This window comes from Phenylobacterium glaciei, from assembly GCF_016772415.1.
Classification (GTDB): Bacteria; Pseudomonadota; Alphaproteobacteria; order Caulobacterales; family Caulobacteraceae; genus Phenylobacterium; species Phenylobacterium glaciei.
This window is the reverse complement of the sequence record NZ_JAGSGD010000001.1, coordinates 76,018-97,297: the sequence shown is the minus strand read 5'-3', so window position 1 is coordinate 97,297 and position 21,280 is coordinate 76,018. Positions and strand designations below refer to the sequence as shown.

Annotated in this window: 23 protein-coding genes and 1 tRNA gene; 10 read left to right on the top strand and 14 right to left on the bottom strand. The window is 69.6% G+C overall.

All coding sequences use genetic code 11. The annotated features are described in order from the left end of the window. Positions 1-79 precede the first annotated feature (79 nt). Positions 80-1,033, top strand: coding sequence for a LysR family transcriptional regulator (locus JKL49_RS00465; protein ID WP_215337403.1), 954 nt, complete (start codon positions 80-82; stop codon positions 1,031-1,033). A gap of 44 nt (positions 1,034-1,077) precedes the next feature. Here JKL49_RS00465 and JKL49_RS00460 read toward each other — a convergent pair whose 3' ends face one another. The 5 genes from JKL49_RS00460 to JKL49_RS00440 all read right to left on the bottom strand — a co-directional run bounded on the left by JKL49_RS00460 (position 1,078) and on the right by JKL49_RS00440 (position 6,427). After that, positions 1,078-2,061 carry an NADP-dependent oxidoreductase gene (locus JKL49_RS00460; RefSeq protein ID WP_215337401.1) on the bottom strand — a complete coding sequence of 328 codons (984 nt, stop codon included), beginning with the start codon at positions 2,059-2,061 and terminating at the stop codon, positions 1,078-1,080. A gap of 97 nt (positions 2,062-2,158) precedes the next feature. Further along, positions 2,159-3,139 (bottom strand): small ribosomal subunit Rsm22 family protein, encoded by a 981-nt coding sequence (locus JKL49_RS00455; protein ID WP_215337399.1) that lies wholly within the window; start codon positions 3,137-3,139, stop codon positions 2,159-2,161. Between the two features lie 11 nt (positions 3,140-3,150). Further along, a complete protein-coding gene (locus JKL49_RS00450; RefSeq protein WP_215337397.1) occupies positions 3,151-3,729 on the bottom strand; it encodes an SRPBCC family protein in 579 nt (192 codons plus the stop codon). A gap of 23 nt (positions 3,730-3,752) precedes the next feature. Further along, complete coding sequence (gene acs, locus JKL49_RS00445) at positions 3,753-5,639, bottom strand: acetate--CoA ligase (protein WP_249778125.1); 1,887 nt, start codon at positions 5,637-5,639, stop codon at positions 3,753-3,755. Between the two features lie 131 nt (positions 5,640-5,770). Further along, positions 5,771-6,427: a TetR/AcrR family transcriptional regulator gene (locus tag JKL49_RS00440; protein WP_215337393.1), complete on the bottom strand. Its 657-nt coding sequence runs from the start codon at positions 6,425-6,427 to the stop codon at positions 5,771-5,773. Between the two features lie 92 nt (positions 6,428-6,519). On the opposite strand from JKL49_RS00440, the gene JKL49_RS00435 reads away from it, so the two are divergent. Together JKL49_RS00435 and JKL49_RS00430 are read left to right on the top strand one after the other, a co-directional pair. Continuing rightward, a complete protein-coding gene (locus JKL49_RS00435) occupies positions 6,520-7,896 on the top strand; it encodes a cytochrome P450 (protein WP_215337391.1) in 1,377 nt (458 codons plus the stop codon). Between the two features lie 133 nt (positions 7,897-8,029). After that, positions 8,030-8,779 (top strand): creatininase family protein, encoded by a 750-nt coding sequence (locus tag JKL49_RS00430; RefSeq protein ID WP_215337389.1) that lies wholly within the window; start codon positions 8,030-8,032, stop codon positions 8,777-8,779. A 165-nt stretch (positions 8,780-8,944) separates the two neighbouring features. On the opposite strand, the gene JKL49_RS00425 is transcribed toward JKL49_RS00430, so the two are convergent. The 6 genes from JKL49_RS00425 to tsaD form a co-directional block, all read right to left on the bottom strand. Further along, the gene (locus tag JKL49_RS00425; protein ID WP_249778000.1) at positions 8,945-10,141 is read right to left on the bottom strand and encodes a cell wall hydrolase; all 1,197 of its coding nucleotides are present in this window, start codon (positions 10,139-10,141) and stop codon (positions 8,945-8,947) included. 219 nt (positions 10,142-10,360) lie between these two features. Beyond that, positions 10,361-11,077, bottom strand: a complete 717-nt coding sequence (locus JKL49_RS00420) for a class I SAM-dependent methyltransferase (RefSeq protein WP_215337387.1) — start codon at positions 11,075-11,077, stop codon at positions 10,361-10,363. A gap of 57 nt (positions 11,078-11,134) precedes the next feature. Next, positions 11,135-11,503, bottom strand: a complete 369-nt coding sequence (locus JKL49_RS00415) for a Rieske (2Fe-2S) protein (protein WP_215337385.1) — start codon at positions 11,501-11,503, stop codon at positions 11,135-11,137. Further along, positions 11,500-11,784, bottom strand: a complete 285-nt coding sequence (locus tag JKL49_RS00410) for a YciI family protein (protein WP_215337383.1) — start codon at positions 11,782-11,784, stop codon at positions 11,500-11,502. Before JKL49_RS00410 ends, JKL49_RS00415 begins: the two co-directional genes overlap by 4 nt. An 11-nt stretch (positions 11,785-11,795) precedes the next feature. After that, positions 11,796-12,794, bottom strand: a complete 999-nt coding sequence (locus JKL49_RS00405) for an NAD(P)H-dependent glycerol-3-phosphate dehydrogenase (protein WP_215337381.1) — start codon at positions 12,792-12,794, stop codon at positions 11,796-11,798. Then, positions 12,791-13,879 carry a tRNA (adenosine(37)-N6)-threonylcarbamoyltransferase complex transferase subunit TsaD gene (gene tsaD / locus JKL49_RS00400; RefSeq protein ID WP_215337379.1) on the bottom strand — a complete coding sequence of 363 codons (1,089 nt, stop codon included), beginning with the start codon at positions 13,877-13,879 and terminating at the stop codon, positions 12,791-12,793. Before tsaD ends, JKL49_RS00405 begins: the two co-directional genes overlap by 4 nt. A 68-nt stretch (positions 13,880-13,947) precedes the next feature. Here tsaD and hemC point away from each other — a divergent pair, with 68 nt between their 5' ends. From hemC to JKL49_RS00370, 6 genes are all read left to right on the top strand, one after another. Then, entirely contained in the window at positions 13,948-14,901 is a 954-nt protein-coding gene (hemC, locus tag JKL49_RS00395) for a hydroxymethylbilane synthase (protein ID WP_215337377.1), read from the top strand. Between the two features lie 52 nt (positions 14,902-14,953). Continuing rightward, entirely contained in the window at positions 14,954-15,646 is a 693-nt protein-coding gene (locus JKL49_RS00390) for a uroporphyrinogen-III synthase (RefSeq protein WP_215337375.1), read from the top strand. A 3-nt stretch (positions 15,647-15,649) separates the two neighbouring features. After that, positions 15,650-16,513, top strand: a complete 864-nt coding sequence (locus JKL49_RS00385) for a COG4223 family protein (RefSeq protein WP_215337373.1) — start codon at positions 15,650-15,652, stop codon at positions 16,511-16,513. Next, a complete protein-coding gene (locus JKL49_RS00380) occupies positions 16,510-18,036 on the top strand; it encodes a heme biosynthesis protein HemY (RefSeq protein ID WP_215337372.1) in 1,527 nt (508 codons plus the stop codon). Before JKL49_RS00385 ends, JKL49_RS00380 begins: the two co-directional genes overlap by 4 nt. Positions 18,037-18,076: 40 nt before the next feature. Then, positions 18,077-18,152 (top strand) — tRNA-Thr (locus tag JKL49_RS00375). A gap of 82 nt (positions 18,153-18,234) precedes the next feature. Continuing rightward, positions 18,235-18,762, top strand: a complete 528-nt coding sequence (locus JKL49_RS00370; RefSeq protein ID WP_215337371.1) for an AAA family ATPase — start codon at positions 18,235-18,237, stop codon at positions 18,760-18,762. On the opposite strand, the gene JKL49_RS00365 is transcribed toward JKL49_RS00370, so the two are convergent. Further along, the gene (locus JKL49_RS00365; RefSeq protein WP_215337370.1) at positions 18,732-19,523 is read right to left on the bottom strand and encodes an SDR family oxidoreductase; all 792 of its coding nucleotides are present in this window, start codon (positions 19,521-19,523) and stop codon (positions 18,732-18,734) included. The two genes, JKL49_RS00370 and JKL49_RS00365, sit on opposite strands and share 31 nt — an antisense overlap. Positions 19,524-19,690: 167 nt before the next feature. Then, complete coding sequence (locus JKL49_RS00360; RefSeq protein WP_215337369.1) at positions 19,691-19,921, bottom strand: helix-turn-helix domain-containing protein; 231 nt, start codon at positions 19,919-19,921, stop codon at positions 19,691-19,693. Between the two features lie 166 nt (positions 19,922-20,087). On the opposite strand from JKL49_RS00360, the gene JKL49_RS00355 reads away from it, so the two are divergent. Beyond that, positions 20,088-20,387 carry a hypothetical protein gene (locus JKL49_RS00355; protein ID WP_215337368.1) on the top strand — a complete coding sequence of 100 codons (300 nt, stop codon included), beginning with the start codon at positions 20,088-20,090 and terminating at the stop codon, positions 20,385-20,387. A gap of 52 nt (positions 20,388-20,439) precedes the next feature. Here JKL49_RS00355 and JKL49_RS00350 read toward each other — a convergent pair whose 3' ends face one another. Next, positions 20,440-21,183 (bottom strand): SIR2 family NAD-dependent protein deacylase, encoded by a 744-nt coding sequence (locus JKL49_RS00350; protein WP_215337367.1) that lies wholly within the window; start codon positions 21,181-21,183, stop codon positions 20,440-20,442. Positions 21,184-21,280 lie beyond the last annotated feature (97 nt).

Genomic DNA, 21,280 nt, shown 5'->3' with positions numbered 1-21,280 from the left:
CGGGGGTTTAGTTCGCTGAACGCAGGTCATCAATCAGCGGTCTTGCAGTGGAGCTCTGCACAAATGCAGAATGGAGAACATGTTCGACTGGAATGACCTGAAAGCCTTCCTGGCCGTGGCGCGCGGTGGCTCGACCCTGGCCGCCTCCAAGACCCTGAAGATCAACCAGACCACGGTGGCGCGGCGGATCGAGGCCCTGGAGGCCTCGGTGGGCCTGAAGCTGTTCGAGCGCGGCCAGACCGGCAGCCGCCTGACCGAAGCCGGCGAGGACCTGCTGGCCGAGGCCGAACGCATGGAGGCCGCCGCCGAGGCCTTCGGCAGCCGCGCGAGCGCCCATCAGCGGGGCCTGGCCGGAACCCTCAAGGTCACCTCAACCGAAATCCTCGCCAACCTGGCCATCACCCCGGCGCTGGGGGAATTCCGGCAGCTGTTTCCGGATGTGAAGATCGACCTCATCGTCAGCGACGTGGCGCTGGACCTGGCGTCTGGCGAGGCCGACGTGGCGATCCGCTCCGGCATCGCGCTCACGGTCTCCGACCTGGTGGCCCGCAAGCTCGCTGACTTTGACTTCGCCCTCTATTGCAGCCGCGACTACGCCGCCCGGCGCGGGGTGCTGGTGAACTTCGAGGACTTGAAGAACCACGACCTGATCGGCGGCGACGGCAGCCACCTGCCCCTGCCCGGCATGCGCTGGATGTTCGAGCGTGCGGGCGGCGTGGAGCCGGCCCACACCTCCAACTCCATGACCAACCTCAATATCGCGGTGAAGGCCGGCCTGGGGATCGCGCCTGTCGGCTGCCTGCTGGCCGATCTCGATCCGGATTTGATCCAGTGCTCAGAGCCGATCCCTGAACTGCGGGCCGGATCGTGGGTGGTGACCCGGCCCGAGCTGAAGGACGCGCCGCGGGTCCGCGCCTTCATCGACTTCATCGTCCCCCACTTCGCCGCACTGCGCCGCAGCCTGGAAGCCAAGGGCGCGGCCATCAGGGCGGAGAAGGCCGCCGCTGTGGTGTCCTTCCCGAAGACGGCCTGAGCAACTTTCCCCCCCGGTGCATGGGGGAGGAAAAGGAGCGCGCTTTAATCCGCCAGCTTCACCAGCATCTTGCCGGCGTTGAGGCCGTTCAGCAGGCCGATCAGGGCGGCCGGCGCGTTGTCGATGCCGTCCAGGACGGTCTCCTGGTACTTGACCTGGCCGCTCTTCAGCCAGCCGGCCATGTCGCGCTGGAAGTCGGCGTACATGTGCATGAAGTCGGTTCCGACGAAGCCGCGCAGCATCACCCGCGAATAGATGATGTTGGAGAGGTTCGAGACGTTGGAGTGGCCGGAATTGTAGCCGGAGATGAAACCGCAGACCGGAATCCGGCCCAACGTGTTCATGCGGCGCAGGGCCGCCTCCAGGTGATCGCCGCCGACATTGTCGAAGTAGACGTCGATGCCCTTGGGGGTGGCGGCCTCCAGCTGGGTGCGGATCGGGGCGTCCTTGTAATTGATCACCGCGTCGAGCCCGACCTCGTCCTTCAGCCAGGCGGCCTTCTCGGCCGTGCCGGTGGAGCCGACCACGTAGCAGTTCTTGATCTTGGCGATCTGGGCGGCGATGGAGCCCACGGCCCCGCCGGCGGTGGAGACGAAGACCTGCTCGCCTTCTTTCAGGGCCCCGATGTGCAGCAGGCCGCCGTAGGCCGTGAAGCCGGTCATGCCCATGGCGTGCATGTGGGTGGTCAGCGACAGGTCGGGATCAGGGGTGAGCTTGGTGAGGCCCTTGCCGTCGGAGGTGAAGTACTCGCGGAAGCCCAGACGGTTGGAGACCAGGTCACCGACCGCATAGTCGCCATTCTTGGACTGGACGACGCGGCCCAGAGCCCCGCCCATCATGGCCACGCCCAGATCCTGGCCGGCGGTCAGGCGCGGCCGCATGGCCGGGTCCACCGACATGTAGAGGTTCTGCACCAGCACCTCGCCGTCGGCGGCGTCAGGCACATTGGTCTCGACGATCTGGAACTGATCGAGCGTGGGCATCGCCTTGGGGCGCTCGATGAGGTGGACTTCGCGGCTGACGGGCATGGCGCCCTCCCATTTGGAATTTGAAAAACAGAATTCTTTAGCGCCGGCCCGGAAATGCGGTGGGCGGCGACCCCTGTTCTCTCACATCGCCGTCGCCCTAGGGAAGGGCGTCGCCCCAGTCGAGCCGGCGCGCCCAGGCGTAGGCGGCCTTGTCACGGCGCGGCACGTCGGCCAGCTCGGCGGTCCCGGCGGGCGTGCAGAGCTTGAAGGTGATGGCGGGCTTGGCCACGCGGGGCGGGGCCAGGATGCGGGCAGTGCGGGGCTGGGCCACGATGCCGGGCCGGACGGCCACGAGGTAGCTGAACTTCTCGTCCTCGAAGGGCAGGTCGGCGCCCTTGGCCAGGCGATGGTCGCGCGAGCGCGGCAGGCGCTGAACGAAGTGGCACCAGTCTGGCGCCACCAGGGGACAGGCCAGGGCGTGCGGGCAGGGGGCGAGGATCTCGGCGCCCGCCGCCAGCAGGGTCTCGCGGGCGGTCAGGATGCGGCGATAGCCATCGGGCGTGCCGGGCTCGATCAGGGCCAGCATGCCGTCGGTGGCGGCCCACAGGGCCTGGACGGTCCGCGCCTGTTGCGCGGCGGCGATCTCGGCCAGGGCGTAGCTGGCGGTCACCAGGTCGGCCTGGGGCCAGTCGGTGGCGGGCGCGGTCAGGTCACCACGCAGGAAGTTGGCGTTTTGCAGGGCCTGCCCACCCTCGGCGGCCAGCTTGGCGGCCATGTCCAGGAGGGGGCGGCTGGAATCCAGCAGGGTGGCGGCCTCGATTCCTGACCAAGTCTCAAGCGCCGCCCAGCTCGCCCCACCGGGCCCCGCGCCGGCGTCCAGCAGGCGTTTGGGGGCGAAGTCCGGCGCCATCCTCTGGGCCTCGGCAAGCACGAAGGCGCCCGCCGCATAGGTGGCGGGCAGGCGCGACAGCACATAGGCCACGGCGTCGGCCTCGTCGGTGACCACGACCCGCGAGGTCTCGCCCCCCCGGTAGCCGCTGGAGATCTTGGCCGCGCGCTCGGCCAGGCCCTTGCGGGCGACGCCCTCGAGCAGGCGGTCGGCGGCGAGGCGTAAGGCGGGCGGCAAGTCGGGGCTCATGGGCGAGACCCTTAGCGCGGCGAGGCGGCCCGCGCCAAACTCTCCCGCTTCAAGGCGGCCATGGCGGTCAGCACGTCACGGCGCAGGGCCAGGCGCGCGAGGCTGGCGGGGACAGCGTAGGGACTGGCGGCCCGGCTCTCGTAGACCACCCGCGTGGCGCGGCCGCCGTCCAGGGGCGCGAGCCGCCATTCGCCCTCGAGGATCTTGAGGTCGCCGCCGGTGCGCCGGAACCTGAGGCGCCTGGGCGCGTCGAAATCCGAGCGCACGACACTGCGGAAGCGCGGCATCAGGCCGGGGCGCACGATCTGCTCGCGCAGGTCCCAGCGGCCGGCGGGATCACGCTCCAGGATGCGGCAGCTCTTCAGGCTGGCGGCCATCCGCGGGGCCAGGTCGCAATCCACCAGCACGGCCCAGACCACTTCGGGCGGCGCGGCGATCTCTTCGGCCGCGCGGATCAGCCCCGAGGCGCCGTCGGGATCGGGGCGGACCTCCACATAGGCGCCGCGCGACAGCCCCGCCAGGATTTGGCCGGTCGGCTCCCAGGCCCAGGCGGGGGACGCGATCAGCAGCAGCAGGAAGGCCAACCGCATCGGTCTTCCTAGGCGGCCTGGGATCAGCTGCCGATCCGGTTCTTGACGAGGTCGTCCACCACGGAAGGGTCGGCCAGGGTGGAGATATCCCCCAGGTTGGAGAGGTCGTTCTCGGCGATCTTGCGCAGGATGCGGCGCATGATCTTGCCCGAGCGGGTCTTGGGCAGGCCGGGCGCGAACTGCACCACGTCCGGCGCCGCGAAGGGCCCGATCTCCCGGCGCACCCAGCCCTTGAGCTCGGCCTGCAGGATGTCGGTGGGGACCACGTCGGCCTTCAGGGTGACGAAGCAGTAGACGCCCTGGCCCTTGATATCGTGCGGGAAGCCGACGACCGCGGCCTCGGCGACGTTCTCGTTGCTCACCAAGGCGCTCTCGATCTCGGCGGTGCCCAGGCGGTGGCCCGAGACATTGATCACGTCGTCCACCCGGCCCGTGATCCAGTAGTAGCCGTCCTCATCCCGGCGGCAGCCGTCGCCGGTGAAATATTTCCCGGCATAGGTGGAGAAATAGGTGTCGAAGAAGCGCTGGTGGTCGCCATAGACCGAGCGCATCTGGCCCGGCCAGCTGTCGGTGATCACCAGGTTGCCGCTGGTGGCGCCGTGCAGGACCTGGCCCTCGGCGTCCACCAGCTCGAACTTTATCCCCGGCAGGGGCTTGGCGCAGGAGCCGGGCTTCAGGGCCGTCGCGCCCGGCAGGGGCGAGGCCAGGCAGGCCCCGGTCTCGGTCTGCCAATAGGTGTCGACGATCGGGCAGCGGCCGTCGCCCACCACCCGGTGGTACCAGAGCCAGGCCTCGGGATTGATCGGCTCGCCCACCGTGCCCAGCAGGCGCAGGGACTTGCGCGAGGTCTTCAGGACGGGTTCGTCGCCGTCGCGCATCAGGGCGCGGATGGCGGTCGGCGCGGTGTAGAAGGTGTTGACCTTGTGCTTGTCGATCACCTCCCAGAACCGGGAATTGGTGGGATAGTTGGGCACGCCCTCGAACATCACCGTGGTGGCCGCATTGGCCAGCGGCCCGTAGACCACGTAGCTGTGGCCGGTGACCCAGCCTACGTCGGCGGTGCACCAGAACACCTCGCCGGGCTTGTAGTCGAACACCAGTTCATGGGTGTGGGCCGCCCAGACCAGGTAGCCGCCGGTGGTGTGCAGCACGCCCTTGGGCTTCCCGGTCGAGCCGGAGGTGTAGAGGATGAACAGCGGATCTTCGGCGTTCATCGGCTCGGGCTCGCAGGTATCGGCGACGCCCTGCTTGAGGTCCGAATAGAAGGCGTCGCGGCCGGCCTTCATCGGCACGTCGGCCCGGGTGCGGCGCACGACGATCACGTCGGTGACGCCCGGGCACTGCTCCAGGGCCTCGTCGACATTGCGCTTCAGCGGCACGGTCTTGCCGCCCCGCAGGCCCTCATCGGCGGTGATGACGATCCTGGAGTCGCAATCCTGGATGCGGCCGGCGATGCTGTCGGGCGAGAAGCCGCCGAAGATCACCGAGTGGACCGCGCCGATCCGGGCGCAGGCCAGCATGGCCACGGCGGCCTGGGGGATCATCGGCAGGTAGATGGTGACCCGGTCGCCCTTCTGGACCCCGCGCGCCTTCAGCACATTGGCCATGCGGCAGGTCTCGGCGTGCAGCTGGCGATAGGTGAGATTGTCCCAGGGGGTCCCCTCGTCGCTCTCCCAGATGATGGCGACCTGGTCGCCGCGCGTGTCCAGGTGGCGGTCCAGGCAGTTGACCGAGACGTTCAGCACGCCGTCGGCGTACCAGCGGATGTGGAAGGGGTGCTTGTGGAAGGAGGTATCCTTCACCTGGGTGAAGGGCGCGATCCAGTCCAGGCGTCCGGCGACGTCGGTCCAGTAGCCATCCGGATCGGTCTCGACGCGCGCGACAGCGGCCTCATAGGCCTGCGCGTTCATCTTGGCCCGCTTGGCCCAGGCCGCGGGAACCGGGAAAACTTCGCCCTCGCTCACCGTTCTTAACTCCCATCAAAACTTGGCTGCGAGTTATGCGGAGCAGGCCCGCCCGGCGCAACAGGCTGCGCCAGAAATCAGCGTCGAGGGATCAGCTGTTCGAACCCCGCGATCAGGCAGTTCAGGCCGAAGTCGAACTGGCCCTCGATATCCCCGCCCAGCTCGAAGGCTCCGATCACCTGGGCGAAATAGGGATAGCGGCCGGTGGCCACCAGCCTGTGGGCGAGTTCGTCATTGCCGTCGTGTCCGGTCAATCGCCGTTGCAGGATGTCGGCCTCCCCGATCACCCAGGTGATGATGTAGCTGACCCCCGTGCTCATGGCGTAGGCGGCGTCCTTGGGCGTCATCCCCGCCCGGATCAGGATGCCAAGGATGGTCTCAGCCTGCTCCATCATGTTGGGGCCGACAAAGAAGCCGTGGGGCAGCAGCTGAGCCGAGTCCCGCCGCGCCAGCAGGTGGCGGCGCAACTGATGGCACATGAGATGGATGTCCTCGCGCCAGTCGCGCCCGTCGATCGCAAAGGCCAGATCGGCCATCAGGTGATCGAACAGCGCCACCTGCAGGGCGTCCTTGTTGGGGAAGTGCCAGTAGAGGGCCGGCGCTTGGACCTTCAGTTCGGCGGCGACGGCGCGCATGGTCAGGCCGTCGATCCCGTCTCTCTCAAGAACCTTGGCGGCGGCCTCCACCACCAGGTCGGGGCTGAGCTGCGGACGGAGCTTGGCGGGCGCGGGCATGGGCTGTTGGTCGGTTATCGACGCCGGCTTGTAAATCTAATTTAACCGCGTAAAGTCAGATTAACGACGTTAAATTGCCCTGGGAGGGCGCAATGAGTCTCGCCGAGCCGACGCCGAAACTGGCCGCGTCCGACCCGCCCCCCGCCCGCATGCCGCTGTTTGGCATGGAGAAGGCGGGGCGCAAGCATCCCTTTCCCAACATCCCCCCGCAGGCCTACGAGGTCCCTGTGCTGAAGGTCCCGACCATCACCGGGATCAGCTACTACGTGGTCAGCGACCCCGCCGGCGTGAAGCAGGTGCTGCTGGACAAGGTGGCGAACTATCCCAAGACCGAGCGGGAGCGGCGCTACTTCTCGGCGATGTTCGGCGACGGCCTGCTGTCCACCGACGGCGAGCTGTGGCGGACCCACCGCCGGACCATGGCGCCCTCCTTCTCGCCCCCCAGTGTCGCCGCCTACGCGCCGGCCATGGCCGCCAGCGCTCTGGCCTTCCGGACGCGCTGGGACCAGCAGCCAGAGGGGGCGGAGATCGAGGTGGCCGAGGCCATGACCGACCTCACCCTGGAGATCATCGCGCGGACCATGTTCTCCACCGACGGCGCGAGCGTCTCGGCCACCGTCCGGCACAGCATGGAAGGGGCCATGGCCGAACTGAACATGAACCTGCTGGATATCCTGCCGGTGATCGGCGACGTCCGTTTCCGGGCCCGGGAAAAGCGCATCGCCGCGGTCTTCGCCGAGATGGACGCCGACATCGCCCGGATGATCGAGGACCGGAAGGCCAACCCGACCGACGGACCCCAGGACCTGCTCAGCCGACTCATCGAGGCCCGCGACAGCGAGGGGGGTGAGACGATGAGCGCCAAGGAAATCCGCGACCAGGTGGTGACCATCTTCCTGGCCGGTCATGAGACCACGGCGGCCACCATGTGCTGGGTCTGGTATCTGCTCTCCCAGCACCCCACCGTCGCCGCCCGTCTGCAGGCCGAGCTGGACACGGTGCTGGCCGGCCGCCCCCCGACCCACGAGGACCTGCCAGGCCTGACCTATACCCGGATGGTGGTGGACGAGGCGCTGCGGGTCTATCCGGCCGCGCCGGGCATCTCGACCCGCGTGGCCCTGGAGGCCGACGAGATCTGCGGCATGAAGATCCCCAAGGGCGGGATGGTCGCCATCGCCCCTTGGATCCTGCACCGGCACAAGCTCCTGTGGGATGATCCCGGCCGATTCGATCCCGAACGCTTCGCCAAGGACGCGCCGGAGCGGCCGCGTTTCGCTTACATGCCTTTCGGCGGTGGTCCGAAGGTCTGTATCGGGGCGTCGCTCGCCACCACCGAAGTTATGCTGATCCTGGCCACCTTGGCCCAACGCTACAGCTTGGAGCTCAAGCCCGGACACGAGGTTGAGGTCCAGCAGCAGATCACCATGCGCCCGCGGGGCGGTCTGCCGATGATCCTGCATCGGCGCTGAACGCTTTCAGGCGACGTGACGCCGGTTCGCCGCCCGGAAAGCGCCACCAGCAAAGACGTCGCAGCCGCTTACGGACGATGGACGAACCGACTATGTGGGAAGGGACGCACTCATCCCGCCTAGGACCGCCCACATGCTGCTGCACCTCTCCACCTGGCCCGAGATCGAAGCCTTCCTGGGCCGTTCCAAGACGGTGGTGATCCCAATTGGCTCCAATGAGCAGCATGGGCCAACGGGCCTGCTGGGCACCGACTGGCTGTGCCCGGAGATCATCGCCACCGAGGCCCAGAAGACCGGCGACATCCTGGTGGGGCCGACCTTCAATATCGGTATGGCGCAGCATCACCTGGGCTTCCCGGGCACCATCTCGCTGCGCCCCTCGACCTTCATCGCCGCCATCGGTGACTGGTGCCGGTCGCTCGGCCACCACGGCTTTGAGAAGATCTATTTCCTTAATGGCCACGGCGGCAACGTCGCCACCATCGAGGCGGCCTTCTCTGAGCTCTATGCGGAGGCCAGCTTCGCCGGCAAACCGCGCGGCTTCTCGCTGAAGCTGAAGAACTGGTGGGAGCTGCGGGGCGTCCTGGCGCTCGCCAACCGGCAGTTCCCGGTGGGCCACGGCAGCCACGCGACGCCCTCGGAGATCGCGGTGACCCAGTGGGCCTATCCCGACGCCATCAAGACCGCCAACTACGCGCCGCAGATCGCGCCGACCGGGCCGATCCGCGAGGCTCTGGACTTCCGCGCCCGCTATGCAGATGGCCGCATGGGGTCCGACCCTGCGCTGGCGACGCCGGAAAAGGGCGGTGAGCTGGTGGCCATGGCCGCGGCGGGCCTGATCGAGGACGTGAACGCCTTCTCGGCGGAGGTTGCGCCGTCCTAGACAGCAAATCCCCGTCATCCCGGGCGATCCGCAGGGGAGACCCGGGACCCAGGGGATTGATTGCGGCCCCTGGGTCCCGGCTCTCCGCTTCGCTGCGGCCGGGATGACGAATGGATTGGGATCGGCGGCTGACGGGCTGCCGGGAGGGTCGGAAGAGCTCGCGCCCTAGAACATCGAGCCGGGCATGGCCAGGCGGGGCGGACCCTTGCGCTTGGGCTGGCCGGTCCAGTCGAGATCCTCGGCCTTCAGCAAGGCGCCGGCGTCCTTGGCGACGTCGGCCACGGTGACCAGGGCTTCCTGCTTGACCGTCTCGGTCTGGTTCGAACCGGCCGGAGTCTTGCCGTCGGCGCCCTTGGGGGCCTTGCTCAGGACGGCGTCCTCCACGGGAAGGGCCTCTTCAAGGTTATCCTTGGCGGTCGAGGCGTCGATCTTCGGCGTGGTGGCGTAGCGGTCGAGGGCGGCGATCTGCATGCCCTCGGCCTCGGTGCCGAGATACTTGCCGGAGAAGGCGGGGGGCAGGCCCGAGCCGCCGGTCCAGCGATAGAAGATGTGGGCGCCGATGGTGCCGACCTTGACCAGGCTCGGGCTCCAATACGCAGCGACATAGTTGGCGTGATAGTGGGTGGCGGTGCCGACGTTCTTCATCACGTAGCCGTTCAGGGCCGCCTGGGCGACGCTGCGGGCGCGCAGCCAGGCGGCTTCCTGCGGCTGGCGGTTCATCGCCCCGTCGCAGGTGAAGCTGAACTGGCAGCCGGTGGTGCGGTTGGAGCCCTGGAAGACCACGCCGCAGACCGTCTTGGGGAAAGCCGGGTGACGCATGCGGTTCAGCACCACCTGGGCCACAGCGCGCTGGCCGTCGACGCTTTCCCAGGCGGCTTCGTAATAGATGGCCGCGGTCATGCAATCGATGGCGCGGGCCTCGTCCAGCATGCCGCCGGTCTTCAGCTTGAAGGGCCGCGCCGCCGGATTGGGCAGGGTCGAGGTCGGGTTGGCCAGATTCCAGGCGCGGGCCTGGTCGGGGTCGAGGTCCTGCAGGCGGATGACGGCCGGATCGGCTGCGGCGCCCTCGGGCAGGGCGGCGGCGTCGGGATTGAGCACCCCGTCGGAGGCGCGCATCAGCCCGCCCATACGGGGCTCGACGCGGCTGGCCAGGGTCAGCATGGAGGGATCCATGCCGGCCTTGAGACGGGCGAAAGCCTGGGCGGACACCTCGCCCTTGGTCAGGCGGGCCAGGCGTTCATTGCGGCCGTCCGGGGCCGCGGCGAAGGCGACGCCAGCGGTCAGCGCGCCCACCAGGGCAAGCTCGACACCCACGAGATGAATGGCGTCGCGTCGCGGCAGGCGGCTGATGGCGGTCTGCAAAATGTGACGCAAGCGGTTCAACACAGCGGTGTTCTCTCCTGGGACAGTGCGCTGCAGCAATTGCAAGACCGACGCCATAACCCCGAATTGTGAAGGGCGCTACCTGGAAACTTTTATTTTGCATTAACTATGGCGGGTTCCGCCCACCAAACAGTCAGCCCTCGCCGGGAGTCCCCGGGCGGGCGTGCAGAACAAGCCCTCAGCAGAGCTTGGCAGTAATCAGCGCGGGATTTCTAGGATCTTGGTCAGGGCCACTTGCCGGTAGACGGCCGTGATGTCGAAATAGCGCCGGAAGACTCCGTGGAAGGCGTCCACCGCCTGCTTGACGCCCGGCCCCCCAATCTCGCTCTCGTGGTGCCAGTAGTCGTCCAGCACCATCATGCCGCCGACGTTGAGCAGTGCGGCGCAATAGGCGAGGTCCACGCCCACGGCCCAGGCGGTGTGCGAGCCGTCGATATAGATCAGGTCGTAGGCCTCGCCCCGCTCCAGCATCCTGGGCAGCTCGTAGGTGGAGAACCCCTTGTGGGTGGTCAGCTTGGAGAAGCCGAGCTTGGCGGTGTTGCGGGCGAAGCGCGGCTCGACGGCGTGGTACTTCTCTTCCGGGTTCAGGTCCTGGTCGAACCAGGGATCGATCACCGTGACGTCCAGCTTGGCCGGCAGCAGCCAGTCCATGAAGGCCAGGTTGCGCCCCTCATAGGCGCCGATCTCCATGTAGCGGACCGAGCCGCGCTGGGCGGCGAAATCGCGCAGCAGGGGCGAGACGAAGGGGATGTTCTGATCGGCCCAGCCCTCTGTGAACTCGAAGCCCTTGGCCTCGCAGTGGCGGGCGAAGGCCGCGGCGTCCGCGTCGGCGCGGGGCGTGGCCAGCATGGTCTTGGCGAATTGCGGGGCGAACCGGTGGTTCATGGTCGCCAGGGCGCGAAGGGCGTCAGCCATGACAGGCTCCTCTTTATTCCAGGAGCAGAGGCTTAGCCGTGGCGGGTTAAGGAAGAGTCAGGCGGTGACGACTTCGCCGTCGACGAGGGTCACCGCCCAGGGCCGCAGATGCTCGTCGGCGCAGGGCCCGGCGACGCAGAGTCCGTCGGAGGGGCGAAACATCGCCCCGTGCGCCGCGCAGATGATCCGGTCGCCCTCGCGGGTGAGGTAGCGGTCGTCCATGACGGCCAGCGGCCAGCCGTTGTGCGGGCAGCTGTCGACATAGCCCGCGACGCTGTCGCCCTGGCGCACCAGGAAACCGGCGAACAGAGAACGGTCATTGCGGAACCGGAACCCCTTGGACCCGGGATCGGCCAGGTCGGCCAGCGCGCAGAGCCGCTGGCCGGCGGGGGGCCTGGCCGGATTGTCGGGGTCTTCCCGGGTCACAGGGTCCCGATGGTGGCGCGGAAGGGCAGGATCTGCACGCTCTGGAACAGGCCCGCGAGCGTATAGGGGTCGTCGCGGTTGAAGGCGCGCGCCACCTCTTCGGTCTCGCCCTCCATCACCAGCAGGGAGCCGGCCATGTCGCCCTTGTCGTCCAGGATCGGGCCGCCCAGCTTCACGACGCTGGCGAAGGTCCCGGCATAGGCCAGGTGCGCGGGCCGGGTGGCCATGCGCAGATCGAGCGAACCCGGCTTGTCGAGGCAGATCATCACGAAGAGGGCCATATGCGGTTCCTTCAGAATTCAGTCTTGAGCGGCCGCGACAGAAGGCCGGCGATGGCGGTGTCGATATCGGCCTCGCCGGCCAGTATGGCGGCCACGGCGTCGCAGATGGGGATCTCCACGCCGTGCTTGGCGGCCAGGCCGCGCACGGCGGGCGCCGAGGCGACGCCCTCGGCCACCGCGCCACCCAGGCTGTCCAGGGCCTCGTCCAGGGTCATGCCCTTGCCCAGCGCCAGGCCGATACGGTTGTTGCGTGACTGGGCGCTGGAGCAGGTGAGCACCAGGTCGCCCAGGCCGCAGAGGCCAGCCACGGTCTCGGCCTCGCCCCCCAGGGCCTCGGCCAGGCGGGTGAGCTCGGCGAAGCCCCGGGTGATCAGGGCGGCGTGGGCGCTGCGGCCCAGGCCCCGGCCCTCGACGACGCCGCAGGCGATGGCCAGGACGTTCTTCACCGAGCCGCCGATCTCGGCGCCGATCATGTCGGTAGCCAGGTAGGGCCGGAACAGCGGGCTGGCGATGGCCTCGGCCAGGTCGCGCCCCAGGTCCTCGTCGGGACAGGCCAGCGTCACGGCGGTGGGCAGGCCGCGGGCCACCTCGCCGGCGAAGCTGGGTCCCGACAGCACGGCGGGGCAGGCGTCGGGCAGGGTCTCGGCCAGCACCTCGGTCATCAGTTTCAGCGACCCCTGCTCCACCCCCTTGGCGCAGAGCAGGATCGGCACGCCCTTGCGCGCATGGGGGGCGAAGGCCTTGAGGCTGGCCCGCAGGTGCTGGGCCGGAGTGACATTGAGGATCAGGTCGCAGGCGGCCAGGTCGGCCATGTCGCCGGTGGCGGTGATGGGGCTGTCGAAGGCGACGCCCGGCAGGAAGACGCTATTCTCGTTCTTGTTGCGGATGGCGTCCACCACCTCGGCCTCGCGGGCCCAGAGGGTGGTGGCGAGACCGGCGCGGGCGCAGACCAGGGCCAGGGCCGTGCCCCAGGCGCCGCCGCCGATAACGCCCGCGGTGGTCATGCTCATGCCTTGGCGCCCTTGCGTCCGAATGCGTGTGTGGGATGAGACAACGCGGCAGCCGCATCCAGGGGCCAGCGCGGCCGGGCCGGCGCGTCCAGGGGATCGGTCATGCCCAAGGCCAGCCGCTCGGCGCCGGCGAGCGCGATCATGGCGGCGTTGTCGGTGCAGTAGATAAGCGGCGGGGCGTTGAAGCTGAAGCCCCGCGCCGCGGCGGTCTCCATCAGCTTGGCCCGCACCGCGCCGTTGGCCGCGACGCCGCCGGCCACGACGAAGCGCAGGTCGCGGTTTCCCCGGGTCATGGCGTAGGCGGCCATGGCGCGGTCGGTGCGGTCCGATAGCTGGCGGGCTATGGCGGTCTGGACGGCCGCGGCCAGGTCCTTGCGCTGGGTTTCGCTGGTGACGGTCTCGGCCAGCCGCGCGGCGGCGGTCTTCAGGCCGGAGAAGGAGAAGTCGCAGCCGTCGCGGCCCAGCAAGGCGCGGGGCAGGGTGAAGGCGGTGGGATCGCCGCCGACCGCCAGCTTTTCCAGGGCCGGGCCGCCGGGATAGGGCAGGCCCAGGCTCTTGGCGATCTTGTCGAAGGCCTCGCCGGCGGCGTCGTCGATGGTGGAGCCCAGGCGCTTGCAGGCGCCCACGCCCTCCACGGCCAGCAGCTGGCAATGGCCGCCGGAGACCAGCAGCAGCAGGAAGGGATAGGGGATGTCGGCGGCCAGCCTGGCGGAGACCGCGTGGCCCTCCAGGTGGTTCACCGCGATCAGCGGCAGGCCACGGGCGAGCGCCACGGCCTTGCCGAAGGCGAGCCCCACCATCACCCCGCCCACCAGGCCCGGGCCCGCGGTGGCGGCCACCCCGGAGAGGTCGCCATAGATGACGCCGGCCTCGCTCATGGCCTGGCCGGCGATGGCGTCGATGGACTCCACATGGGCGCGGGCGGCGATCTCCGGCACCACGCCGCCATAGGGGGCGTGGGCGGCGATCTGGCTGGCGATGACGCTCGACAGCACCTCGACGCGGCCGTCGGCGGACCGGCGCAGCACCGAGGCGGCGGTTTCGTCGCAGCTGGTTTCGAGGCCCAGGAGGATAAGGTCGGTCATCTGCGTTGCGGCTTGGGGTTCCGTCCTGTAGCGAACGGCTCAGTCCCCGCCGAGGTAGCCCTCCCGCCGTGTCCACGCAACCTGTCCGGATCGGAGCCCGCGGCTCCAAGCTTTCGCTGGCCCAGGCCGGCATGATGCAGCGCCGTATCGCCGCCGCCCTTGGGGCGCCGCCCGAGGACGCCGAGCGCGTCGCCCCGCTGATCATCATCACCACCACCGGCGACCGGGTGCAGGACCGCCGCCTGCTGGAGATCGGCGGCAAGGGCCTGTTCACCAAGGAGATCGAGGAGGCGATGCTGGAGGGGCGCATCGACTGCGCCATCCACTCGCTGAAAGACATGCCGTCGGTCTGCCCCGAGGGCCTGACCATCGCCGCCATCCCCGATCGGGAAGACCCCCGCGACGCCTTCCTGTCCTTCAAGGCCGACCGCCTGGAGGACCTGCCGCAGGGCGCGATCCTCGGCACCGCCTCGCTGCGCCGCCAGGCTCAGTCCCTGCATCGCCGCCCCGACCTCGACGTCCAGATGTTGCGGGGCAATGTCGACACGCGCCTGGCCAAGCTGCAGGCCGGCAACGCCGACGCCATCCTGCTGGCCATGTCGGGCCTCAACCGTTTGGGCCTGGGTCACCTGCCGCAGAGCCTGATCGATCCCATCGCGGTCCCGCCGGCCCCGGGCCAGGGGGCGCTGGCGATCGAGACCCGGGTCGGCGACACCGGCCTCGCCTGGCTGGACGCCGTGCGCCACCACGGAACCACCGTGGCCGTGGCCGCCGAGCGCGGCGCTCTCGCGGCCCTGGAGGGGTCCTGCAAGACGGCCATCGGCGCCCACGCCCGCATCCTGGGGGACCGCATTCACCTGATCGTCGAGGCCCTGTCGCCCGACGGGATCCACCGCTTCCGCCGCGAAGGCGAGGCCCTGCTGGCCGGCGACCACGAGGCCGCGGCCCGGGAGTTGGGCCTCATGCTGGGCGCCCAGGTGCTCGAAGAGGGCGGCGACCTGCTCGCCCTCCACGAGATATGAGGACCGCCCTGGGTTGCGTTATGGCTGAGCTTGGCTCAACCGTGTGCGGACAATGAGCCCCCGCAAGATCTGGATCACCCGCGCCCAGCCCGCCGCCGAGACCACGGCGGCCCGCGTGCGCGCCCTCGGCCACGAGCCGGTCATCGCCCCGCTGCTGACCGTGCAGCCGGTTGAGGGTGTCGAAGTGGACCTGCGGGGCGTCTGCGCGCTCGCCTTCACCAGCGCCAACGGCGTGCGGGCCTTCATCGAGGCGACGCCGGACCGCTCGCTGCGGGTGTTCGCGGTCGGCGCCGCGACCGCCCAGGCCGTGCGCGCGGCGGGCTTCAAGAACGTGCTATCGGCCGATGGCGACGTCGAGGCCCTGGCTGAGGGCATCGCCGCCCGCAAGCGCGACCTGAAGGGCTGTGTCCTGCATCCCGGCGCCGCCGAACCGGCCGGCGATCTGGTGGGCGCGCTCGAGGGCCACGGCATCGAGGCCAGGCGGCTGATCCTCTATGACACCGTCCCGGCGCAGCTCACCGACGACGAGCTTGCGGTCCTGGCGGAGGTGGACGCCGTCCTGCTGCACTCCCCCAAGGCCGCCGAGGCCCTGGCCCTGATGCTGAAGACCACCCCCCTTCCGAAGCTGCGGGCCCTTTGCCTCTCCAAGGCGGTGATGAAGCCGCTTACCCGCACCAGGATGGCGGCCAAGGTGTTCGCGCCCTTTCCTCTCGAAGCGGCGCTGCTGAATCTGATAGACCGCTAGATCATGAGCGTGACGCCGGACCCGACTGAGCCTTCGCCGCCCCCCTATGGCCGCTCGCGGCTGTTGGGGCCGATGTTCTGGCTGATGATCGTGTTTGGCCTGATGTGCGTCCTGGCCGGCTACGCTCTGTCGCGGTTCGGGCCGCACCTGTTCCCGGTCAAGCCCAAGCCGGCCGTCAGTTCCGACCTGGCGGGCGTGCGGCCCCTGGCGCCTGCGCCCGCCTCTCCAGCCGACGAGCCCGCGCGGCTCGATATCGCGCCGGCCGCCCCGAACTCGGCGGCCATTTCCGAGCTCACCGAGCGGATCGACGCCCTGGAGGCCGAGCAGTCACGCACCGCCGAGGCCGCGGCCTCGGCGCTCGCCGCCGCCGCCCTGATGGAGGCGGCCCAGACCTCGCGGCCCTTCGCCGATGAGCTGGCCGCCCTCGACGCGGTCTCCCCACCCTCGGCCGAACTGCGCGCCCTGCGCCGGATCGCCGAGCGCGGCGCCCCCAGCCGCGCGGCGCTCGCCGCCAGCTTTCCCGACTATGCCGCCCGCGCCGCCGGCGCCGCCCGAGCCCCCGGCGAGAGCGCCGGCCTGATGACCAGGCTCGCCGCTGCCCTGTCGCGCGTGGTCACCCTGCGCCAGGTGGGCGAAGTCCCCGGCGTTGGCGTCGACGCCCTGCTGGCGCGGGCCGAACGCCAGGTGGAGGAGGGCGACCTTGACCACGCGCTCAAGACCCTCGACGGCCTTCCCCCCGGCGGCCGTGATGCGCTCGCCCCCTGGCGCGCCGCCGCCGAGATGAGAGCCGATATCGACCGCCGTATCTCCGCGGTCCGCGTCCAGGCGCTGGAGGACCTCGCCCGGCTGGCCCGGAGCGGCGCATGATCCGCACGGCCCTGGTCATCTTCCTGGTGGTGGCCGTGGCTACCGCGATCCTCGCCGTCACCGGCGAGCCGGGCCATGCCAGCATCGTCTGGCTGGGCTGGCGGGCCGATATGACCGCCGCGGCCATGGTGCTGATCACCCTGCTCGGCGCGCTCGCCACCATGATCGGCTGGCGGCTGCTGCTGTGGATCCTGGAGGCGCCGCGCCGGGCCGAGCGCGCCCGAGCGGAGGACCGCCGCCGCCAGGCCAATGAGGCCCTGACGCGCGGCTTCCTGGCCGCCGCGGCCGGGGATGGCTCCGAGGCCCGCCGTCTGGCCCTGAAGGCCGCCGACCTCGCCGACGAGGCGCCGGGCCTGGTCAGGGTCCTGGCCGCCCAGGCCGCCGAGGCCGCCGGCGACGCGGTCGCCACCTCGGCCGCCTATTCCGCCATGCTGGGTTTCCCGGAGATGCGCCTGGCCGGCCACAAGGGCCTGATGGCCCAGGCGCTCGCCCAGGGTGACAAGGCCACAGCCCTGCGTCACGCCGAGCAGGCCTATGAGATGGGCCGCACCGCCCGCTGGGCCTGGCGCGCCGTGCTGGAAGCCCGCCTTGAGGCCGGCGACTGGGACGGGGCGCTGGACCTGGTGAAGAGCGCGCTGGACCGCAAGATCGTCTCGCCCATCGTCGCCGAGCGCGCGCGGGCCGCCCTGCTGGCCGCCTCGGCCGCCCAGCTGGAAAACTCAGCTGAGCCCAAGGCGCGGTCCCAGGCCACCGACTACGCCGTCGAGGCCGCCAAGCTGCAGCCGGGCTTCGCGCCCGGCGTAGTGATGGCCGCCCGCCTGCTGGCCGCCGACGGCAAGACGGGTCGCGCCGCCCAGGTGCTGGAGACCGCCTGGAAGGTCGCGCCCCACCCGGCCCTGTGGCTGGCCTATCGCGACCTGAAGACCAACGAGACGCCGCGCCAGCGGGCCGAACGGCTCAGCGGCCTGGCCGAACTCAACCCGACGGCCCGTGAGAGCCGCATCCTGTTTGTCGAGCAGGCCCTGATCAACGGCGTGCCGATCCGCGCCCGCGAGGCGGCAAAGGCCCTGGAGGACGAGCCGCTGACGATCCGCATCGCCGGCCTGTTCGCCCGCGTCGCCTTCGCCGCCGGCAAGCCCGATGAGGCCCGGGTCTGGATGGCGCGCGCGGTCGGCGCCCCGCAGGAGCCGGACTGGACCGACCTCGACCCCGAGGGCCAGGCCTTCGCCTACCAGCCCGCCGACTGGGCGCGGCTGACGGCGGTCTATGCCGAGACCGGGGAGCTGATCCACCCGCGCCACGAGCGGGCCGAAAAGACCATGAGCGAGCTGCCCGAGCTGCCGATCTCCTACGCCGACAGCTCCCCGTTCCTGGCGGGCCAGGAGGCCGCCCCGCCGCCCTACGGGGTGGAGGAGGGCCGCTATGACGACGATGAGCCGGAGCCCCCGCCGCCCCCGCCGGTGAGCCAAAGACGCGCCCCTGCGAGGCGCCGCTTGGCGAGCGGGCCGAGAGCAGCTAAATAGGCGCTCCCGCGCGGGCCGGTTCGCCGCTCCGCCGCGTCAGGCCGCTTTAGCTCAGCTGGTAGAGCACATCATTCGTAATGATGGGGTCAGGTGTTCGAGTCACCTAAGCGGCACCACTTTTCCCAGTGAAAACAGATAACTGAACCCCACGGCGCGGCCGTATGTCCGCCTGTGCCGGGCGATCGAGGCGAGGCGCGTATGGCGCGGTACATACTCACCGGCACACCCGGAGCCGGAAAGACCACCCTGCTGCGGCTGCTGGAACAGCGGGGCCATCCCGTGGTGGAGGAGGCGGCGACCGATGTCATCGCCCTGGAGCAGGCGCTCGGACGGGACGAACCCTGGGCGGACGCCAGCTTCATCGACCTGATCGTGGCCTTGCAGAAACAGCGGCAGATGGGGGCGGGGCCGGGGTTCTTCGACCGGTCGCCGGTCTGTACCTGGGCGCTGAGCGAGTTCCTGGGGTTCGAACCCTCGGCAGTGCTTCGGGCCGAGATCGAGCGCATCGAGGTCGAGCGGACCTATGAGCGCAGCGTCTTCTTCGTCCAGAACCTGGGTTTCGTCACGCCCACGGCGGCGCGGCGGATCAGCTATGAGGACGCCCTGCGGTTCGAGCAGGTCCACCTTGAGGCCTATCGTCGCTTCGGATACGACCTCGTGCTCATTCCGCCGGGCGACCTCGCCGCCCGGGCCGATCAGGTCTTGGCGAACACGCCTTTCCAGTAGGCGCGCATGGCCTCGACGGCGGGGCGCAGGCCTTGGGTCTGGGACTGCGCGTGGGCGCCGACCCCGTGGTGCAGGTGGGGGCTGGAGATCGACTCCCAGATCACCTTGGTGACGTCCTCCACCGAGCCCGGGACCGACTGAGCCTCCTCGATGGCCGACCGGAACACCTGGCCCTCGGCGTTGGCGGTGGAATCCAGCAGGGGGGTGTCGATATAGCCCGGCATGATGCAGACCACCCGGACGCCGTACTGCGCATATTCCAGGTCCAGGGCTTCGGAGAGGCCGCGCACCGCGAACTTGGTGGCGCCATAGACGGCCAGGCGCGGCGGGCCCGACAGGCCGGCGCTGGAGGCGATATTGACCAGGACGGAGCCCTTGGTGGCCTTCAGCAGCGGCAGGGCGGCGTAGCTGCCATAGATGACACCGCGCAGGTTGACGTCGATCTGCAGGTCCCAGTCTGCCGAGGTCTGGGTCTCGAACCAGCCGTAGCGGGCCAGGCCCGCATTGTTGACCATCACGTCCAGCCGGCCGCCGCTGGCCTTGCCGAAGCGGGCGAGCGCCAGGCCCCAGGCGGCCTCGTTGCGCACGTCCAGGCGGATGGCGACGGCGGTGTCGGGATCGAACTCGGCGGCGGCCTTGGCCAGGGCGTCCTCGTCCACATCCGACAGGCCGACAAAATAGCCCTCGGCGGCGAAACGCTTGGCGGTGGCCAGGCCGATGCCGCTGGCGGCGCCGGTGATGAAGCAGGCTTTGGTGGCCATGGTCGAAGTTCCCCGTCCAGAGCCCTTGCCGATCTGACTGCGTCAATCAGATCGGATAAAAAGGGCTCTAATTCAAAAAGTTAGGGCATTTTTCGACCCGATAACCGTTTCACACTTATCGGAAAATGCTCTAGCCGGCGAGCATGTCGGCCCTGGGGGTCAGGCCGTCAAGCGCGGGCGCGTAACAGGACGGCCCCGGTCCAGCCGGCCTCGGCCAGCAGCTTCACGCCGTTGGTCTCCAGGGCCCTGGTCAGGCGCTGCTGGGTGGTTCCGTGGGCGGGGCGGCCGTTCTCGAACTGGGAGATGGTGGTGAAGGCGACGCCGGATTTCTCGGCCAGGTCCTTCAGGCTCCAGTCGAGCAGGGCGCGGCCGGCGCGGCAGCATTCGGGGGTCAGCATGGCGGGGGCTCCATGGGGAATCAGTCGCGAATCCTCGGCCTCGAGCGTTAAAAATTCATCGCCAACCTTGGTTGGCATGCGACCGGGCGTCGCCTACGCCTTGCTCCGCCGCGGCAAGAGGCCTAGTTCCGGAGGCGGCGCCTGTCGCCCAAGACCTAAAAGCGCCATGACCGACGAACCTCGCCCCCGCAAGATCCTCAGCCTGAAGAACCCGCCGACGCGGCCGCTCGGTCCCGAGCCGATCCGCAAGCCCGCGCCGCCCGCGCCCCCTCCGCCGCCGCCCGCCCAGGTCTTCGCCTGGAAGTGCAAGCCCTGCGGCGCCGGCTTCAATGTGGGCGACGAGCTGGCTGACGACGTCGTGATCCGCTGCCCGTCCTGCAACGCCAAGATCGGCCTCGTCGCCGACTTCCGCGCCGATCCGATCCCCACCAAGCTGCGGGCCCGGCCCGTCGCGCCTAAAGCCTAGCGCCTTCAGGCGCAGTGGGAACCGGTTCGCCGCCCGGAAGGCGCGACCAAGCTTAGAGACTTGCGGCCACTTCGCTCATCGCCGGGCCGATCTCGTCGTTGAGGACGAGGTCCGCCATACTGTCGATATCGGTAGGCTCGCGATTGAGGATGGCCAAGGCCGCGCCGTTGCGCTTGGCGATCTGCGGCAGGGCCGCGGCGGGATAGACCACCAGGGATGAGCCGAGGACGAGGAACAGGTCGCTGTTCAGGGCTTCCAGCTCAGCCTTGCGCAGCACCTCGGGCTTCAGCTGCTGGCCAAAGGAGATGGTGGCGGTCTTCACGATGCCGCCGCAGGCCTGGCAGACCGGCAGCTCATCGGTCTCGACAAAGCGCGCCTTCAGGTCGGCCAGCTCGTGGCGCATCCCGCAGTCCAGGCAGGTGGCGTAGCTGGCGTTGCCGTGCAGCTCGATGACCCGGCTGGCCGGGATGCCGCTATCCTGGTGCAGGTTGTCCACGTTCTGGGTGATGACGCTGGAGAGCTTGCCGGCCTCCAGCAGGCGCGTGAGCGCGTAGTGGCCCTCGTTGGGTGAGGCGCCCACCCAGCCGGCGCGGCCGGAAAAGGCCCGGCCCCAGGCCTCGCGGCGCTTGGCGCGATCGGCCACGAAGTCCTGGAACAGGATGGGGCTCATCTTGCTCCACACCCCGCCGGGCGAGCGGAAATCGGGAATGCCCGACTCCGTGGAGATGCCCGCCCCGGTGAAGGCGACGATGCGGCGCGCCTCACCGATCATCCTGGCCAGATCTGTACGAGTCACAGCGCCTCCGAGCATGGGGGCGCAGTTAAGCAGCCCGCCCTCGCCCCGCAACCCTTTGGATCGACTCCGAAAAACCAGCGTCGCTGTTAATGGAATC

Bases quoted from the DNA above. Each gene is read 5' to 3' on its own strand.
- JKL49_RS00465 (WP_215337403.1), top strand. From the start codon at position 80: ATGTTCGACTGGAATGACCTGAAAGCCTTCCTGGCCGTGGCGCGCGGT.
- JKL49_RS00460 (WP_215337401.1), bottom strand. From the start codon at position 2,061: ATGCCCGTCAGCCGCGAAGTCCACCTCATCGAGCGCCCCAAGGCGATG.
- JKL49_RS00455 (WP_215337399.1), bottom strand. From the start codon at position 3,139: ATGAGCCCCGACTTGCCGCCCGCCTTACGCCTCGCCGCCGACCGCCTG.
- JKL49_RS00450 (WP_215337397.1), bottom strand. From the start codon at position 3,729: ATGCGGTTGGCCTTCCTGCTGCTGCTGATCGCGTCCCCCGCCTGGGCC.
- acs (WP_249778125.1), bottom strand. From the start codon at position 5,639: ATGAACGCGCAGGCCTATGAGGCCGCTGTCGCGCGCGTCGAGACCGAT.
- JKL49_RS00440 (WP_215337393.1), bottom strand. From the start codon at position 6,427: ATGCCCGCGCCCGCCAAGCTCCGTCCGCAGCTCAGCCCCGACCTGGTG.
- JKL49_RS00435 (WP_215337391.1), top strand. From the start codon at position 6,520: ATGAGTCTCGCCGAGCCGACGCCGAAACTGGCCGCGTCCGACCCGCCC.
- JKL49_RS00430 (WP_215337389.1), top strand. From the start codon at position 8,030: ATGCTGCTGCACCTCTCCACCTGGCCCGAGATCGAAGCCTTCCTGGGC.
- JKL49_RS00420 (WP_215337387.1), bottom strand. From the start codon at position 11,077: ATGGCTGACGCCCTTCGCGCCCTGGCGACCATGAACCACCGGTTCGCC.
- JKL49_RS00410 (WP_215337383.1), bottom strand. From the start codon at position 11,784: ATGGCCCTCTTCGTGATGATCTGCCTCGACAAGCCGGGTTCGCTCGAT.
- JKL49_RS00405 (WP_215337381.1), bottom strand. From the start codon at position 12,794: ATGAGCATGACCACCGCGGGCGTTATCGGCGGCGGCGCCTGGGGCACG.
- tsaD (WP_215337379.1), bottom strand. From the start codon at position 13,879: ATGACCGACCTTATCCTCCTGGGCCTCGAAACCAGCTGCGACGAAACC.
- JKL49_RS00390 (WP_215337375.1), top strand. From the start codon at position 14,954: ATGAGCCCCCGCAAGATCTGGATCACCCGCGCCCAGCCCGCCGCCGAG.
- JKL49_RS00385 (WP_215337373.1), top strand. From the start codon at position 15,650: ATGAGCGTGACGCCGGACCCGACTGAGCCTTCGCCGCCCCCCTATGGC.
- JKL49_RS00380 (WP_215337372.1), top strand. From the start codon at position 16,510: ATGATCCGCACGGCCCTGGTCATCTTCCTGGTGGTGGCCGTGGCTACC.
- JKL49_RS00370 (WP_215337371.1), top strand. From the start codon at position 18,235: ATGGCGCGGTACATACTCACCGGCACACCCGGAGCCGGAAAGACCACC.
- JKL49_RS00365 (WP_215337370.1), bottom strand. From the start codon at position 19,523: ATGGCCACCAAAGCCTGCTTCATCACCGGCGCCGCCAGCGGCATCGGC.
- JKL49_RS00360 (WP_215337369.1), bottom strand. From the start codon at position 19,921: ATGCTGACCCCCGAATGCTGCCGCGCCGGCCGCGCCCTGCTCGACTGG.
- JKL49_RS00355 (WP_215337368.1), top strand. From the start codon at position 20,088: ATGACCGACGAACCTCGCCCCCGCAAGATCCTCAGCCTGAAGAACCCG.